This is a genomic window from Leptolyngbya sp. FACHB-541 (assembly GCF_014695875.1).
GTDB lineage: Bacteria > Cyanobacteriota > Cyanobacteriia > Elainellales > Elainellaceae > JAAUTN01.
In genome coordinates this window covers 33,286-50,732 of sequence record NZ_JACJPC010000149.1, presented here as the reverse complement: position 1 = coordinate 50,732, position 17,447 = coordinate 33,286, and the positions used below count along the sequence as shown (strand labels likewise).

14 protein-coding genes are annotated in these 17,447 nt (G+C 47.2%); 8 read left to right on the top strand and 6 right to left on the bottom strand.

The window, feature by feature from the left end; genetic code table 11:
- Positions 1 to 49 precede the first annotated feature (49 nt).
- Entirely contained in the window at positions 50 to 1,258 is a 1,209-nt protein-coding gene (locus H6G00_RS33715; RefSeq protein WP_190800075.1) for a 4-hydroxy-3-methylbut-2-enyl diphosphate reductase, read from the top strand.
- A gap of 93 nt (positions 1,259 to 1,351) precedes the next feature.
- Here the strand turns inward: H6G00_RS33715 and upp are convergent, their stop codons facing one another.
- A complete protein-coding gene (gene upp / locus H6G00_RS33710; protein ID WP_190642877.1) occupies positions 1,352 to 1,987 on the bottom strand; it encodes a uracil phosphoribosyltransferase in 636 nt (211 codons plus the stop codon).
- A gap of 282 nt (positions 1,988 to 2,269) precedes the next feature.
- Between upp and H6G00_RS33705 the strand changes: the two genes are divergently transcribed.
- Positions 2,270 to 3,172: a permease-like cell division protein FtsX gene (locus H6G00_RS33705; RefSeq protein ID WP_190642876.1), complete on the top strand. Its 903-nt coding sequence runs from the start codon at positions 2,270 to 2,272 to the stop codon at positions 3,170 to 3,172.
- Positions 3,173 to 3,192: 20 nt separating this feature from the next.
- On the opposite strand, the gene H6G00_RS33700 is transcribed toward H6G00_RS33705, so the two are convergent.
- Positions 3,193 to 3,873 (bottom strand): pentapeptide repeat-containing protein, encoded by a 681-nt coding sequence (locus H6G00_RS33700; RefSeq protein WP_199318867.1) that lies wholly within the window; start codon positions 3,871 to 3,873, stop codon positions 3,193 to 3,195.
- Between the two features lie 235 nt (positions 3,874 to 4,108).
- Positions 4,109 to 4,687 carry a leucyl/phenylalanyl-tRNA--protein transferase gene (gene aat, locus H6G00_RS33695; protein ID WP_190800074.1) on the bottom strand — a complete coding sequence of 193 codons (579 nt, stop codon included), beginning with the start codon at positions 4,685 to 4,687 and terminating at the stop codon, positions 4,109 to 4,111.
- Positions 4,688 to 4,837: 150 nt separating this feature from the next.
- On the opposite strand from aat, the gene H6G00_RS33690 reads away from it, so the two are divergent.
- The gene (locus H6G00_RS33690; protein ID WP_190642874.1) at positions 4,838 to 5,167 is read left to right on the top strand and encodes a hypothetical protein; all 330 of its coding nucleotides are present in this window, start codon (positions 4,838 to 4,840) and stop codon (positions 5,165 to 5,167) included.
- Between the two features lie 27 nt (positions 5,168 to 5,194).
- On the opposite strand, the gene H6G00_RS33685 is transcribed toward H6G00_RS33690, so the two are convergent.
- From H6G00_RS33685 to H6G00_RS33675, 3 genes are all read right to left on the bottom strand, one after another.
- Positions 5,195 to 5,707 (bottom strand): pentapeptide repeat-containing protein, encoded by a 513-nt coding sequence (locus tag H6G00_RS33685; protein WP_190642973.1) that lies wholly within the window; start codon positions 5,705 to 5,707, stop codon positions 5,195 to 5,197.
- Positions 5,708 to 5,813: 106 nt separating this feature from the next.
- Positions 5,814 to 8,054: a polysaccharide biosynthesis tyrosine autokinase gene (locus H6G00_RS33680; protein WP_190800073.1), complete on the bottom strand. Its 2,241-nt coding sequence runs from the start codon at positions 8,052 to 8,054 to the stop codon at positions 5,814 to 5,816.
- Positions 8,055 to 8,060: 6 nt separating this feature from the next.
- Positions 8,061 to 9,518: an SLBB domain-containing protein gene (locus tag H6G00_RS33675; protein ID WP_190800072.1), complete on the bottom strand. Its 1,458-nt coding sequence runs from the start codon at positions 9,516 to 9,518 to the stop codon at positions 8,061 to 8,063.
- Between the two features lie 473 nt (positions 9,519 to 9,991).
- On the opposite strand from H6G00_RS33675, the gene H6G00_RS33670 reads away from it, so the two are divergent.
- From H6G00_RS33670 to H6G00_RS33650, 5 genes are all read left to right on the top strand, one after another.
- Entirely contained in the window at positions 9,992 to 11,194 is a 1,203-nt protein-coding gene (locus H6G00_RS33670) for a glycosyltransferase family 4 protein (RefSeq protein WP_190800071.1), read from the top strand.
- 413 nt (positions 11,195 to 11,607) lie between these two features.
- Complete coding sequence (gene hepA / locus H6G00_RS33665) at positions 11,608 to 13,449, top strand: heterocyst formation ABC transporter subunit HepA (protein ID WP_190642871.1); 1,842 nt, start codon at positions 11,608 to 11,610, stop codon at positions 13,447 to 13,449.
- A gap of 157 nt (positions 13,450 to 13,606) precedes the next feature.
- Complete coding sequence (locus tag H6G00_RS33660; RefSeq protein WP_190800070.1) at positions 13,607 to 14,884, top strand: polysaccharide pyruvyl transferase family protein; 1,278 nt, start codon at positions 13,607 to 13,609, stop codon at positions 14,882 to 14,884.
- Between the two features lie 175 nt (positions 14,885 to 15,059).
- Entirely contained in the window at positions 15,060 to 16,010 is a 951-nt protein-coding gene (locus H6G00_RS33655; RefSeq protein ID WP_190642869.1) for a glycosyltransferase, read from the top strand.
- A gap of 360 nt (positions 16,011 to 16,370) precedes the next feature.
- The gene (locus H6G00_RS33650; protein WP_190800069.1) at positions 16,371 to 17,405 is read left to right on the top strand and encodes a glycosyltransferase family 2 protein; all 1,035 of its coding nucleotides are present in this window, start codon (positions 16,371 to 16,373) and stop codon (positions 17,403 to 17,405) included.
- Positions 17,406 to 17,447 lie beyond the last annotated feature (42 nt).

The window sequence follows — 17,447 nt, the reverse complement described above, 5'->3', positions numbered from 1 at the left end:
TAAAGTTGAGGTAGCTTTATTCGTTAGGTGTAGTTTGTAGGGAGATGGTATGGATACAAAAGCTTTTAAGCGATCGCTCAATGCGTCGGAGCAGTACCATCGCAAAGGATTTGGTCACGAAGCCGAAGTCTCTGGTCAAATGCAGACCGAGTATCAGAGCGATCTGATTCAGCAAATTCGCGACAACAACTACACCTTAAATCGGGGTGATGTGACGATTCGGTTGGCCGAGGCGTTTGGCTTTTGCTGGGGTGTGGAGCGAGCTGTGGCAATGGCTTACGAAACGCGCCAGCACTTTCCTACGGAGCGGCTCTGGATCACTAACGAGATTATTCACAATCCTTCTGTGAATCAGCGCTTGCGAGATATGCAGGTGGGCTTCATTGCGGTGAACGCAGGTCAAAAAGACTTCTCGGTGGTTGATCGGGGAGATGTGGTGATTTTGCCTGCTTTTGGCGCTAGCGTTCAGGAAATGCAGCTGCTCAATGACAAAGGTTGCACCATCGTCGATACGACCTGCCCCTGGGTATCAAAGGTCTGGAATACGGTTGAGAAGCACAAAAAAAGTAGCCACACCTCGATCATTCACGGTAAGTACAACCACGAAGAAACGATCGCCACTAGCTCTTTTGCCAGCACTTACCTGATTGTCTTGAACTTGGCAGAAGCCCAGTATGTCTGTGATTACATCCTGAACGGGGGCGATCGCCAGGAATTCATGGAAAAGTTTAACCGCGCCTGCTCCGTTGGATTTGACCCCGACAAAGATTTGGAGCGAGTTGGCATTGCTAATCAGACCACTATGTTGAAGGGAGAAACCGAGCAAATCGGCAAGCTGTTTGAACACACCATGCTGAAAAAATATGGCCCTACGGCACTCAACCAGCATTTTCTCAGCTTTAACACGATCTGTGACGCAACCCAGGAACGGCAAGATGCCATGTTTGAGCTGGTGGAGGAACCGCTCGACCTGATGTTAGTCATTGGCGGCTACAACTCGTCTAACACGACTCACCTCCAGGAAATCGCAGTCGAGCGGGGCATTCCCTCGTACCACATTGACAGCGCCGAGCGGATTGGCCCGGGCAATCGGGTTGAACACAAGCCGCTGCATCAAGATCTGGAGGTCTACGAAAACTGGCTGCCAGAGGGCAAAATTGTGGTCGGCGTTACATCTGGGGCTTCGACTCCCGACCGCGTTGTGGCAAACGCGATCGAGAGGATTTTTGAACTAAAGTCGGTTGGGGCGATCGCTTAAATTGGGGGATTTGTGAGAGGTTTAACCCCCTGTAGGGGCAGGTTTTGCCAGAGTTTTTGCACCAAGGCGATCGCTTTAGGGCTAAACCTGCCCCTACTTGGTGCCAAAGAGTCGATCGCCTGCATCCCCCAGCCCAGGCAAAATGTAGCCATGCTCGTCTAGTTTGTTGTCGATTGCTGCCGTGTAGATCGGCACATCTGGGTGCTGGCTATGGAAATGGCGAATTCCCTCTGGGGCAGCCAACAGACAGACAAACTTGATGGAGTTGGGATTCGTCTCCTTTAAGCGATGCACGGCTGCGACTGCTGAGTTTCCAGTCGCCAGCATCGGATCGACGACGAGAATGTCTCGTTCTTCAATGTCTTGCGGCACCTTAAAGTAGTACTCAATCACCACCAAAGTTCGAGGATCGCGATATAAGCCAATGTGCCCCACTCTTGCCGACGGCATCAACTCCAACATGCCGTCCAAAATTCCTTGCCCTGCCCGCATAATTGAGACGAGCACCATTTTCTTTTCTGGAGCTAAAATCGGGGCATCCATCGGTGACATGGGTGTTTGAATGCGCTCGGTCTTCAGCGGCAAATCACGGGTGACTTCATACGCCAGTAGCATACTAATTTCTTTTAGCAGCGCTCGAAATTTGGCTGTACTGGTTTCAACCCGTCGCATTAAAGTCAGCTTATGCTGGATCAGTGGATGGTTAATTACAGTCACTTCAGCAGCCATAAATGCACTCCTCGACAGACGGATTCAATCACACTACCTGAATCTAATCCTGTTTCTACAGAAGGCTGAATATTTTGGAATATGCAACCTTCAAGAGAATTGGTACAACCAATTTACGGGTACTGCTAGGAGACAATTTTTGACCGTTTTACGAAAAGGTCAAGTTGGTTTACTCTATGAATTTGTTCAATAGGTACGAATCCTAAGTTGTGAATTTTGAAGACCCTTTAAACTCACAATTTCTGAATTTAAACCTCATAACTCTCAAGCGGAGGCTATTGCGTGCTGCAATTTCTCACTAAATCAGATTACCTGCTGCGTGAAACCCTACTGGGGTTGAAACGGGGCGGCTGGATGAACTGGGCAGCGATTAGCACGGTTACGGTGCTGCTGTTTCTGTTTGGTGTGAGTCTTCAATCTTCCTGGCAGCTTGAGAGTTTGCTCAACCAGTTTGGTAGTCAGCTTGAGGTGTCGGTTTATTTAGAAACCGGAGTTCAGGCAGACACATTAAAACCTCTGATCGAGGCTATGCCAGAAGTTTCTGGAGTGGCAACAACCTCCAAAGAGCAAGCCTGGGAAGCACTGGTCAAAGATATGGGAGTTTCAGACATCCAAGGAGCTACCCAGCAGCTAAACGGCAACCCGCTTGTGGATGAAATCAAAGTCAAAGCTAGGGATTCAGAACAAGTGCCTGCTCTGGCTGAAAAGCTGGCTGTGATGCAGGGAGTCGATGAAGTGCAGTATGTGGATGAGGCAGTCAAGCGCATTGCCCAACTCAACCAGGGGCTAAACTGGGTCAGCCTTGGCGTGACCGCCATCCTGACGATGACGGCGATCGCTGTCATCACCACAACCATTCGCCTAATCGTGATGGCGCGTCGGCGTGAGATTGAGGTGATGCAATTAGTGGGTGCAACCACAACCTGGATTTATCTGCCGTTCATTCTCCAGGGAATTGCCTTTGGAATTGCTGGAGCCATCATTTCGTGGGGCTTAATTGCGGGTGTACAGCAATTTATCAACCATTTGCTAGCCCAACAGCCAGAGTTTATTCAATTTTTGACCAACAGCTTAGATTTAAGCCGTCAGCAGACTATCCTACTGCCCCTAGCACTACTACTTTTGGGAAGCACCGTAGGGTTGATGGGTAGCTTGTTCGCAGTGCGTCGCTTTGCCTTACGTTAGAACGCCCCTTGTCCTGTGAACTATTTTTTGGTGGATTGTTGATTGACTTTTCCATCAGGCATCACAGCACCTTCTAAGTTTGCACCACTCAGGTTTGCACCACTCAGGTTTGCACCACTCAGGTTTGCACCGCTCAGATTTGCGCCAATCAGACTAGCTCCAGCCAAGTTAGTTTTGATTAGACTAGCTCGACTGAGATTTGCGCCACTCAAGTCAGCGTGGCTAAGGTTAGCTTTAACTAGACTGGCGCCTTCTAAGTTTGCGCCAATCAAGTCAGCGTTACTCAAATTTGCGCCAATGACATTTGCGCCAGCCAAGTCGGTGCCAATCAGATTTGCTTCTTTGAGGTTTGCCCCGCTCAGGTCAGATTCTCGGGTACCTGACTCACTCAAGTCAGCGTTGGACAGGTCAGCGTTGCTAAAGTCAGTTTTGATGAGGTCACTGTTGCTGAGGTCAGCTTCATCTAGAATGGCTTCGCTAAAGTCAGCTTTGATTAAGTCGCCGCCCCGGAAATTAGCATCGGTTAAGTCAACGCCGCTGAAATTGTGTCCTCTGAGGTCAAGACCACTAAAGTCAACGCCAACAAAATCGGGCCTGACCTGGGGATTCTCCTCTCGCCAGCGATTCCACAGAATGGTGTCTTCTTGAAATAAGGCAAGCTGCTCTAGATTTGCCATTGCGATCGCCCTTTCCTCACTCAAAGTTGATGGCTAATAGCGTCTTAAGCCAAATGGATTTAAACACAAAAATTCCTTGTGCTCATCATCACAAGAGTGCTATGCAATTCACATCTCCCGCTGGAGTGATCGGAAAATGGCTCTCAGGGCTGGAGTAAGGAATTTCAGATTAGAAAATCTGCTGCATGCATGGTAGCGCGGCTCAGCCGCGCTACCATGCATGCTTGGAAAAGTGATTCGTGCAGAAGGTCTAGAGAATTCAGACCAGAGAGCAGTGATGGGGGAGGGCTTGCTTGAGCAGATTTTTGTACTCTCGATTGCCGATGTAGTAGGCTCCAAATCTCTCCAGGTGAGGGTTCATCATTTGAGCGTCAAACAAGTGAAAATGACGCGATCGCAATCTCTCTACCAGCTTCACCATTGCCACCTTAGAGCCTTCGGGAATAGCGAAAAACATAGACTCTCCAATAAAAGCCGCACCGATCACAATGCCGAGAATACCCCCTGCCAGGCGATCGCCCTGCCAGGTTTCAAAACTGTAGGCGTAGCCAGCTTTGTAGAGCGCGAAGTAAATTTCTCGCAGCTCTGGTGAAATCCAGGTTGTTTCCCGATTGGCACAACCGTCAACCACCGACTCAAAGTCCTGATTGACAGCAATAGTAAAGCGATTTTGGTTAAGCACACGCTGGAGCGATCGCGGATATCGAAATCGTTCATCCAGTGGAATCAGTGCTCGCTCTCGACTGGAATACCAGCTCAAGTTTCTGCCCGTCTCATCGGCCATCAAAAAGCAGCCCTGAGCATATCCTTGAACAATGGCAGAAAGGTCAAAATGCATGGTTTATTCCTCACTCATGCCAAACTGCTGCTAGACGCCGTTGATTGTCGATGGAGTGATGAATGCATCCCCGGGATTGTTATATAGTGATCACAAATCCTGACTGGTCATTCTAACTCAGCAGGAAAGCCCTCCACTACTTGCTTGACTATGGCTGAGCCAATTTCACCCATTACCCTGCCGCCGCCTCAAGATGCTCAACAAGAGGGACAGTGGCTCCAGGAAACTTTGCACCAATGGCTAGACCACGAGTTTATTCCAGAACCCGTCAATCAAGACATTGCTAAACGCGCTGCCCAAGTGTTTGTGCGTCAGCGGATGGAAGGAGAAAACGATGTCGGCTCCTTGGTGATCGCCATCCTGACGGAGATGCAGGCATTTGACTTTTCTAAAAGTTTTTATAGCGAATTCGCCGTTGCCAACGCAGTCAGCGATCTGCTGCTAGACAGCCTAGGAATCGATCGCTGCTGCGGACAATAAAAATCTTGCTCAGACCTGACAATCGACTTAGCGACAGCCCAAAGACTCTCGCGTGTCCACGCCCGTTACTGGATTAGAGCCACGAGCCGTTTCACAGAGGGCCATCGCCTGCTCTCGGTCAAGTAGCGCAAAGCTAAAGTCAGCCCCCGTGACCTTCGCGCCGCGAAAGTTTGACTTGAGCATCATCGCAGAATCAAAAATTGCATCACTCAAATCTGCCTCTGCAAAATCGGTAATGTAGGCAATGCCATCGCTGAAGTTTGCGCCATGAAAATTAGCATGATTTAGTGCAGACCCGTTAAACACTGCGCCTCGTAAATCGGCATTGCTAAAGTTGGCTTCCTTTAAGTTGGCGTTGCTGAATTCTGCTTGCAGCAAGCTCTGCCCCGAATAGTCTTTGGTGGTTGCATCGGCATCATCATAAGCCCGAATCGCTGCAGAACTGGCAGCTAGAGCTGGCATCGGCGACAGAGCAACTAGTGTGACTGCAACCAATGTTAATAGGGTTAGAACAAGTCTAGGAAGATGCTGTAAACGCATGGCAGGTAGATAACGCGGTCGAGTGACTTCATTAAAGTTAACATTTTGATGCGTCACCTGTTGCAGGTTCTACAACAACTTTTCCAGTGCAGCGTCATAGTTTCCCCTAATTTTGCTGTCCGGGATGGGATGGTTCAAGGATTTCACCAACCCCTTCCTGAGGAACGTAGGACACTGGTGAGTAGGGTGTTTTGACTCGATCTTTAGAACCGTTTGCCACTGCGCCTAAAACCGATACGCCAGCAATTCTCAAGTCTTCTAAAGCCTGCTCTAGCGAAGAACGCTTGAGCTTGCCGAGGCGCGAGACGAGCACCATACCGTCAGCCCGAGCGGTCAACAGCAGCGCGTCCGAGTAGCCTAATAGCGGCGGTGTGTCATAAATGACTAGGTCAAATGTTTTATGAAATTCTTCCATTAGGCTTTGCATTCGGCGGGAAGCAAAGAACTTGGGTGGGTCGGGTGGAGCCGAACCTGCCGTCAGGACAAACAGGTAGTCTTCTTTGGACAATCGCTGAATCGCCTGATAGGGAGTAACGCTAGCAGAAATCAAATCGGTTAGCCCTCGTGTGTTGGCTACGCCCAGTTGCTCATGTAGGCTGGGACGGCGCAGGTCGGTGTCAACCAGGAGAACTCGCTGCCCCATTGCGGCAGCAGCTTGAGCCAAAAAGACGGCGATTGTGGATTTGCCGCTATTAGAAACGGCAGACCCGATGACGAGCGATCGCACTGGAGCATCAGGATTGAGCAGGCGAATGTTAGTCCACAGCGAGCGAAACGCTTCCACAAAAGCTGGGTCAATCGGACGATGCCCATTGCCATTACTCAACGCACCTCGGCTCATCTGCAACGACTGAGCGATGACATGAGTTGCGCTAATTGAGTCTTCCAAATCTTCGTAGTGAGGGATGACCCCCAAAATGGGCAGTTTGGTGACATCCTTGATTTGCTTAGGTGTGTAGAGGAAGTCACTCAGTTTGTCGAGCAGTAAAGCCGTGCCGATGCCGATCAGTAAACCTAAAACGATACCCAGAGCCGCGTTCCGAGTAACACTTGCCGATACGGGGCTGGGTTCACCAGGTGGAGTCAATATCTGCCAGGGAATCTCTTCCTGAGCGGCATCAATCCGTAGAGCTTCTCGCTGCGCTAAAAATAAACTTAGGTTGTCTGTGGCGATCTGCAGTTCGCGCTGAATGTCTGTGTACTGGCGACTCACTTCAGACAGTTGGTCAATTCTCACATTAATATTGCCGATCGACTCGCTCAAAGCCTGATCGCGGGCTTCGAGTTCCTGAATTCGGCTTCCAACCTGCTCTAAAACTCGCTGTCCTTCCTGGCGCAGTAGCGGATAAAGGCTCTCTCGCTGATCTGCAAGTACCTGCATTTCCTGGCTATTTTCTCGGAACAAGGCTGAACCTTGAGCCATCTGGCTATTAACATCCAAAATCAGGTCTAGCAGCTTTTGGTAGCGAGCATTTTGAGTTAGAGCAGATGAGGCATTTGCGTCAGCTGACTCTGCCAGTTCGCGCTCTAAGTCTGCATAGAGCGATCGCGCCTGCTGTAACTCTAATCGAGTCTCCAACTGTTGGTTCGTGAATGCGCTCGTCTGACCAGACAGCTCACCTCCCCTAGATTCAGGGTCAATCAGATTGTTCTCCTGCCGCAAAACCTGTAACCGTTGCTGCTGCTGATTTACCTGTTCCTGCAATGGATCAAGCTGTGCTTCGATAAAGTCCAGTCCTGTGCGAATTTCTGCCTGCCGTTCTTCAAGGCTGTAGTCTAAATAAGCTTCAGAAACTTCAGTAAGCGCGGCTCGCACTAGCTCAGGATCAGGATGCTGATAGCCAATTACCAGAATGTTTTCTGCCGTCACCGAGATGCTGAGACTATTGATGAAGGCACCGTAGTTTAGTCCAGGAAACTGTCCTTCAAGGTCTTCAACAATCGGAGCGATGACTTTAGGGCTTTGCAGAACTTTGAGTTGAGTGTCGGTTATTGCAGGTTGGTCAGAGTTTGGCCGCGTTCTGCGACGGCTCAAAGAGTCAGGATTATTAGAGAGAACTTCTGTCTCTACACTCACAGGCTTGACTAGAATCTCCATACCCGCTTGGTAGACGGGGGTATCGGTTAAAGCCTTGAACACGGCTGCGGCTGTAATTGCGGCTGCGATACCCAAAATTAGCAGTGCTTTACGCCGGAGAGCGCCTACAGTCTGAGTGAGATCTAACCCGCCTTCATCCCCACCATCAGCTTGAATCGCGTCAGCCGGAAGTATCCGTTGAGAATATTGGTCAGCCTTCATCTTTGCCCCCGCAAATGAGTAAATCGTGTCGCCAGCAGTGAGTTCCAAACCGCATCAATCGAAGATCCTGAAAGGAGCACCAAGGATAGAGAAAAATCGATCCAGAGGTGTCAAGATCGTGCCTAACGTATCCGAAATGCTGGCTAAGTTAGAGCGCCCAACAATAACAACATCGTTGTTTTGCAAAATCGGGTTTTCTTCGCTAATTCCCTGAGCAAAATCGACGGGAATTCGCTCTTCCCTCACCGTGCCATCGGGGTTGAGTCGCACGAGTCGCACGGTGCCTCTGCGGGCACGAGTATTAAATCCGCCAGCCGAGAGGATAGCTTGATTCATCGGGGTATTTGGTGGAATCTCGACCACTCCTGCCTCAGTAACCTCACCCACAACCGTTACCCTGATGCTGTCTGGTGAGAAGCTAGCGCTACCGTAAAGCGCTGCATCTTCTGGGCTTACGACAGTCGCTACGGGCACGACGATAGTGTCCCCCTCCTGCAAAACAGCATCTTGCCGCAAATCCCCTTCGAGCAACAGCGCTCGCAGGTCGATTTCAAACACCTGTTCTTCACCTGCGCTGGTGGGTCTGCGAACTTCGATGCGTCCGATGTCAGCCATCGATTTGATGCCGCCCGCAACCTGAATGGCGCGGGTCACGGTGGGAGGGCGACCTGTGACGTTTAGCCCACCCGGAACGCCCGCTTCAGAGGTTCTAGCAGTACCCGTGACGGTGTAGGTACCGGGGCGAAACACTTCGCCAACAACTGCAATATTGACGGCAGGGCTTTCTTCTGGGGCAAAGCTAGCAGAGGCGAGGCGAGAGGTTTCTTGTAGATCGATTTGATCGGCGGTAGGGATGTAGATGGTGTCGCCGTCACGCAGTGCTAGGTCATAACGCAGATCGCCTGTTGCCAATAGCTGTCGCAAATCTACGCTGATAATCTGCTCGGTGCCAGAGCGTTGGGGGCGGCGAATTTCAACCCGTCCAATGTCGGCAGCGAGGGTAGGTCCTCCAGCTGTTTGTAAAGCCTGGGTGACCGTTGGAAACTGGGTATCTTGACGCGGAACGGTGTAAGAACCGGGACGGTTGACTTCACCAGCAATGCCAATTTGGAAGGGACGGGGCACTAGCAGGGTAAGTGTGACGAGGGGGCGTCTGAGAAATTCGCTATAGGCTGCTGAAACCACATCGGCTGCCTGACTGACAGTTAGCCCTTGAACTGAAACGAGTCCTGAAACGGGAAGGTTAATCGATCCATCGATTAAAACTTCAAATTCGCCGCTATATTGGGGAAGCTGAAAGGTGTCAATGCGGATGCGATCGCCTGGACCTAAGGTGTAGCCCTGGTCTGTTTGAGCGGGGTTGGGAGGCAGAGCAGAACGGTTGGTGTTGTTTAGAGATGGTAGCTGAGCAGCAGCAGGAGCAATGGGGGCGATCGCCATCAAGGCAAACAACATCAGCCCTGCTGTAGACTTTGTCCACCTGAGTAAATCTGTAGAGCGCGTATACAACATAAATCTTGTGTAGGTCCAGTGTGCAGAAGCTGTTGCAATAGTCATGCTGCTGTGATAGTCGTATGGGCTAGCCTTAGTGTTTCCGATAGACTCACAACTCGATTTAGGACAGGCGAACGTATCTGAATACCTTCTAATCTTTACAGTGATACACACTGGTATCCGGTTGATTCCCCCCGCTTTGCCAAGGAATTTGATAGATTCCTCAAAGAAAAAAGCTAGATGTTAAATATTAGTGAATTCACAGAAAAAACGTTCTTTTAGAAAGAATCTTCATCTAAAAGTTATTCGTAGGTATTGTCTAATTTGAAAATAAAATTAGGTGCAGATGTAAAGCGTTTGCGTCTAGTAGTTCAACCCTAGTCATAAGTAAATGAAAAAATTAAAAACCAAAGGAATGCTTCAGTTAATAGCTTCCTGGTTTTTATTAAAGATATTTAACTGTGGCTGCTTATTTAGTTATCGTGCCATCAATGGTAAAACCTAATATCCTTGTCGTTTGCCGTAGTTTCTTACCCCAAGCAGGTGGAATCGAGGAATATGCTTATAACCGTTGTTTACAAGACCCTGAACGGGTTGTTGTAGCAACGATGGCTTGTGATGGAGACCAGGCATTCGATCGTCTCCAGCCTTTCCCAATTCATCGCTGGCTTGTTCCAAAGTGGGTGCAGTCACCCCGTGGTTTAGGCAGCGTTCGTCTGACTAATTTCTGCCGACAGGTTGTGAGAATGACTTATTCCTGTTGGTTTGCAGTCAAGCTATTTCGTCGCTATCGCTATGACTACATCGAGTGGTGTCATGGATATGAATTCTCGGTGCTTTTGTTTCTAAGCTATCTGCTGCCGATTCAATTTTTTGTATATTTGCATGGAGATGATGTTCTCGAAATTGCTCAAAAACCACTGTCTAAACTACTCTTTAATTTATTACTCAAACGGGCTAAAGGAGTAGTTTGTAATAGCTCTTTCACGCAAGCCTTTCTTAAATCAAATTTTCATTGTGATGCATCCATTCACGTGATACATCCCACCGTTAGACCTGAGAAGTTTGGCTGTATAAACGCAGATCAACTTCACGCTTTGCGTTGCCAAATGCGGAAGAATTGCAATATTCCTGAAACAGCAGTTGTCATTTTGTCAGTAGGACGATTAGTGCGCCGCAAAGGTTTCGATCGCATCATCAAAAACTTACCCAACCTGCTGGCAAATCAGCTAGATGTTCATTATTTAATCTGTGGACAGGGATGGATGGAGGAAGAGCTAAAAGCCCTCGCCACAGAACTAAATGTGCAGGATCGCGTTCACTTTTTGGGATATGTAACTGACCAGCAGCTAGCAGGTTACTACGCCGCCTGCGATTTCTTTTCGATGCTTACCTTCTTTGATGAACAAGCCCACAGTATTGAAGGTTTTGGCATTGTTTACCTGGAAGCCGCTTATTTTGGTAAACCTGTTCTCGCTTCGAAGGCGGGTGGTGTAGAAGATGCTGTCATTCACGGTGTTACAGGTTTGTTGGTAAATCCCAACTCTACGGCTGAAATTTCTAAAACATTAAGTCAGTTGTGCCAGGATCAACGGTTGCGGGAACAACTCGGACAAAGCGCAAAGGCGCAGCCAGCAGCTAAAAACCTACATCGTTTGCTCTATGCAACGGATACCGTTTCTACAGGAAGCTGAATATTCTGGCTAATTTGACCTTTTATCTTGAGTGCGATCGCCTCCTCCGGACGAATCTCACAAAATTCACAAAGATCTAACAGAGAGCTGAGCAGCTCTCCTTAGGGGTTGCTTTGTCTAAAGCCAGCTACAGGCTGAAACATAAGGTTTTCTAGAGCAGAAACCCACCAGGTTGCACTCTTCCTCCGTAAAGATATCCGGAAAAGCCTGTAACATCTCGAAAACTTGATTCAGGATTACCATCTGGAACAAACGTCAAACGCTTCTGTTCATCAGATAAGAATTCAGGTCGGTTTTCCCTGTTACTTCTAATCAACTAGTGCTGCAAATAAACCAATGCTGCAAGGCTTCTAGTCTCTCCCAATCCCCAGCGCCAGCCAATCTTCAGTGCAGTCAAGTAGATAGTTTTCTCCATGAAATACCAACTTCCTCCAACTTTGCGTCGGATCATCAAAACAACCGGTTTTTGGAAAGATAACAAGTTGATTTTGCGAGAAATCAAGAAATTTCCGCATCTGATTTTTCTGGTTCTTATTTTTTCCTTACTAACGGCCGTTTTTGAAGGATTTGGTATTAGCTTTCTACTCACGTTCTTGCAAAACTTGGTAGAGCCGAATTCAGAACCTTTGCAAACTGGAATTCAGTGGATTGATGTCTGGATCTTGGGCGTTAATGCATCGCCGTTAAGCCGTCTTTATCGCATATCAGGCTTAATCTTGCTCTCGACTCTGTTTCGTGTCCTGTTTGGCTATCTTAGTGCCATCTATGGAGATTTTGGCAGAATCAAGCTAATCAATAACTTGTATAAACAGGTTTTTGAGCAGCTACAGGCAGTCAGCTTACGTTTCTATGGACAAACAAAGGCTGGTGAACTGTTGAACACTATGACTGCTGAGGTTTCTCAGCTTCAAGAAGCTGTTTCAACATTCACTGCTATATTCGTTAGATCGATGGTTGTGGTTGCCTACAGCATACTGGCTGTGGGCATTTCCTGGGAACTCACTGTAATGGCAGTCCTACTTTTCGGTTTAGCAGCAGCGGGAATAGCATCTCTAAACGGCTGGGTGCGAGAGTCTAGTTTCCCAGAGTCTAGAGCTAGAGGCAGACTAACTTCCACCGCAGCGGAGTTTATCAACGGAATTCGGACGGTACACGCCTTTGGAACTCAAGAGTTTGAACGGCGACGGTTTTACGAGGCGAGTGACAATGTAGCGGCGGCGGCGAAGGTCGCCACGACTCGCTACGCAGTTGTGAAGCCGATCGCAGAAGCCATTGCCAGTGTTGTTTTAATCGGAATTCTAGTTTTAGGAATCAGCGTTTTTGTCAACAATGGAACCCTGACAGTCGCCTCACTCCTCACCTTCATCTTTATTGTGATTCGAGCTGCTCCCGCAATTCAAGAAATTAGCGGGCGGTTTTCTGCAATCAGCCGCTTCCAAGGTCCGATTCAAAGTATCGAGAATCTGTTAAGCACTGAAAACAAGCCTTACCTACAGGCTGGACACATTCAGTTTAGAGGGCTGCAACAGGCAATTGAGTTTGTTGGGGTTGATTTTGGCTATGATGCTGAATCGTCTGTGTTGAAAGATATCACGCTAACCATTCCTAAAGGTCAAACAGTTGCTCTGGTTGGTGCATCGGGTGCCGGAAAATCAACGCTGGCAGACTTGGTCATCCGATTCTATGACCCCACGCGAGGCAAAATTCTATTTGATGGAATTGACCTACGAGAGCTAGAGATTAATTCGGTTCGTCATCGGATGGCAACGGTGAGTCAAGACACTTTTATCTTTAACTCAACCGTTCACAGTAATATTGCCTACGGTTTAGATAACATCAGTGAAGCAGAGGTGCTAGAAGCAGCCCGACTAGCGAATGCTGTGGAGTTTATCCAAAAGATGCCGGAAGGATTGGATACAGTGTTGGGCGATCGCGGTGTGCGGCTCTCTGGTGGACAAAGACAACGGATTGCGATTGCCCGTGCCTTGCTGAGAAACCCTGAAATCTTGATCCTCGACGAAGCAACAAGTGCTTTGGACTCAGTTTCTGAACGACTCATTCAAAAGTCTCTGGAAGAGTTATCTGTGGGACGGACTGTGATAGCGATCGCCCACCGCTTATCAACCATCATGAGAGCGGACCAAATCATTGTCTTAGAACAAGGTCGTATTGTTGAGCAGGGAACTTATCAAGAGCTTCTGAGCTTGCAAGGCAAATTGTGGAAATATCACCAGATGCAGCACGAAGCGAGTTAGCTAGAATCTGTTGATTTTACACAATCTGTTGATTTCGATAAATAGCAGAGACAATTAGCATTCTGCTGGTGGTAATTGAGCTAGAGAAGAGCTAGCCAAATACAACTAATCCAGATTTGAGCGCGGTTACCTTGTAGTTTCACCACGTTAATTCATCATGAGAATTCTTGTAGAGCAGAGCGGTTATGAATTGAAGAATATGGGTGATTTAGCCATGCTACAAGTTCTGGTTGCACGGCTACATAAAATCTTCCCCGGTGCCCTAATCCACGTATTTACAACTGCTCCAGAAATTCTTCATGAGTATATTCCCAACGCACAACCCGTATCACCATTTGGTCGTGAAATGCGGTTTTCCCCGTTGATTCATCAAGTTCATGGAGTGTTGCCCAAGGGGGTTGCTAAGAAGTGGCTTGCGTTAGAAGACCTGATCTGGAGCCTCTTCCCTTCGTTATCACGTTCATACGTCAAATTCAAACTACGCAAGGTTCCAGACAAAGTAAAGGATGTCGAAACCTTTCTGGATGTAATTTCTAAGGCTGATTTAGTTGTTGCATCAGGAGGAGGATACATCAATGATGAGTTTGGGAATCATGCAAATTTTGCTCTGGAAACTCTAAAACTCGCCACGAAGCTAGGCAAACCCACTGCTATGTTGGGGCAAGGATTTGGACCACTTCAGAACCGCGAGTTATACGCTACGGCTAAAGCTACTCTCCCGGCCATAGATCTGTTGACCCTAAGAGAAAAACGTGTCGGAATGCCACTACTCAAATCTCTTGGAGTTCCACAAGAAGGGATTGTTGTAACAGGTGACGATGCAATTGAGTTAGCTTACTCATCTCGGAAGCCCGAACTTGGGGATAGTATCGGAATAAACCTCAGAGTTGCTGCATATTCAGGTGTAAATGCAGCTCTGCTCGAAGTAGTCAAATCAGCCCTGCAAACGTTTGCTCGACAAAAAGAAGTTTCCCTTCTTCCTATCCCAATTGCTCATGGTTTCTATAAAGGGTTTATGGAAACCGATAGTGCATCAATTCAACAATTGCTTGCTGGTTATGACGACACCTCGGATGGTGGAGAATCGCTTGATACTCCATTGAAGGTGATTGAGCAAGTAGGAAAATGTCGTGTCGTGATTACTGGAAGTTACCATGCAGGCGTTTTCTCGCTGTCTCAAGGTGTACCAGTTGTTTGCCTTGCCAAGTCTCAATACTATGTTGATAAATTCCGTGGTCTGGCAGATCAGTTTGGTGTTGGCTGTGAGGTATTGCTTTTAGATGATAAGGACATTGGTGAAAAATTGCTGAATAGCATTCAATCTGCCTGGCATACGGCTGCACAAATCAAACCTCAGTTGTTAGAGGCTGCACAAAAGCAAATAGAGTCAGGGCATGCAGCATACAAGCGTGTTTACGAAATAGCAAAATTCTAAGGAACTATTCATGTAGATAGTGTGTCTTTGTAACAGAGTATGACTTACTCACAAATTGACTGAGACTACCAGGGGTGCCCCCGCAGCTATGCCTAGAAGTACGCGCTTAAAGCGGCTTGAGCAAGCTACAAAACTGGTGCATCTAGCTAGTCAATCCGAAATTTGAGGAGTAACCATGAGTCAGTTTCTATCTGTTATTATTTGCACTCACAATCCCCGCCCGAACTACCTTCAAAAAGTTCTCAATGCGTTGCGTTCTCAAACATTATCAACGGATAACTGGGAGTTGTTATTGGTAGATAATGCAAGCGACAAATTACTTGCATCAGAAATAGACTTGAGTTGGCATCCCCAATCACGCCATATTCGGGAAGAAGAACTTGGTTTGACCCCTGCAAGACTGCGCGGAATGGCTGAAGCAACTGGGGAGACTCTAGTTTTTGTTGATGATGACAACGTCTTAGCGCCAGACTACCTGGAAGTTACGCTACAGATTAGTCAAAATCATCCTTCAATTGGTGCTTGGGGTGGTCAGACCCTGCCCGAATTTGAAGTCTCTCCTCCAGAGTGGACAAAGCCTTTTTGGGGATATTTGGCTCTTCGTGAAGTAGACAGAGATCAATGGTCAAATCTGTTGCATCAGTTAGAAACTACCCCTTACGGGGCCGGGTTATGTGTCCGTAAGACCGTAACAGATCAATATGCTGCCGATGTTCAGAATCATCCGGTACGGTCAAAGCTTGGACGTAGAGGAGCGTCTAGCACAGATGAAATACCGCTCTCCTGTGAAGATATTGACCTAGCATATACCGCTTGCGATCTTGGCTTAGGCACGGGGTTATTTACTGCTCTCAAACTTACACATCTCATCCCAGCTAATCGTCTGACCCAGGAGTATTTTTCTCGCTTGATTAAAGGAACTACTTATTCTCGAATTGTTCTAGAGGCGATGCGTAATAAGTTGCCTTCTCCACCCGATAGATCGCTAAAAGCCAAAGTTTCTGAACTATATCGTTTGTGGAAAATGCATCCTGAACAGCGACCTTTGCACAAGGCTGTTCAGCAAGGAGCAACATTAGCAATTGAGAAGATTTTGAACTCAAAGGAATTTGCTTCCAACCTGTAGCTTTTGTCTCAGGCAAGAAATTTGGATAGAGTCAAGCTTAATTCACTCCGAATTAAGCTTGACTCTATAGGAACGCTCTGCATCTCAAATGGATAAAGTCGAGTCAAGAGGATGTTTGAAAAGTGACGAATGTCTGCTGTAAGAGCGTAGCATTTGGCGGATAGCTCTGGAATAAACCTAGAATGCTATGCTTTCGCCTATCACTAAGTAACAAGTTAGACCCTTCAAATATTCTCTTAACTCGAATAAATGAGGAGCCTATGAAATTTGAAGAAATATCCTGATTGGTGCGAATTAGTTGAGTAAATTTTAGTAAATAAATAGCTTTTTGATTTGCTAATACCTTCATCGAGTCCTATCATGAAAAGCTCTCCGCTTGTAAGTGTACTTATTAACAACTACAACTATGGACGCTTTTTACGAGAGGCGATCGATAGTGCCCTAAATCAAACTTACCCTCACGTTGAAGTTGTTGTAGTTGATGATGGTTCAACAGATGGCTCGCAGGAGATTATTAAGAGCTATGGCGATCGCATCATCCCCATCCTTAAAGAAAATGGTGGTCAAGCTTCTGCATTTAATGTAGGGGTTGAACAAAGCAAGGGAGATTTCCTTTTCTTCTTAGACTCTGACGACACATTTTCTCCTGAAAAAATCAGTAGGCTCGTTAATTTGTTTCAGCAGGTTACTTCAGACAATGCAAATGTAGCTATCTGTAATGGGCTTGAGATCATCAATGATAGAAGTGAACATTTGAGGACTGAATTAATTAACCATAGCTGTGAGTGGAAAAGCTTGCACAGGGTTAAACGTCTTAAGGAATTCCAAGGTCAAGCGTTGACCCAAATTAGTACAGCAACAGAAGTGTACAGCTATGCTAAGAAATATCGTTATGTTCCTTTTTTAGGTGCGCCAACCAGTGGCGTAGCATTAACTCGCTCATTGGCAGAGCAAGTCTTTCCTTTAACTTGTCACCTCATCAAGGTTCGTGCCGATGACTTTGTAGTGAAGGCAGCTTCCTTGCTGGGCGATATGTATTTTGCGGAGGATGCCTTAACTCAATATCGTGTTCATGGCAGTAATAATTGGTTTGGTAACAAGAAGGCGGATTCACAAGACTTTCTCCATGCAATGGATACGTTCCTAAACGCTAAACTAGAGAGCAGCCAGAGAGAGCCTATATTAGATTACTTCAATTCCATCCATGCACAGGTTTATTATCGCAATCACTTTGGTACTTTCAGTGCTTGCAGTAAGGAACTGTTGATGTTAGCTACCAAGGTAATGACCTGGTCTCCTAATCAGAGAACGATTAAGTTCTTTGCCAAGGTAATGATGTTATTTGTACTCAACAAAACTGGATTTGATAGGCATTTTTCTGCGTTAAAGCTTTAAGTTCAACGCGATCGCACATTTTTCTACTGGTTAAATTCACAG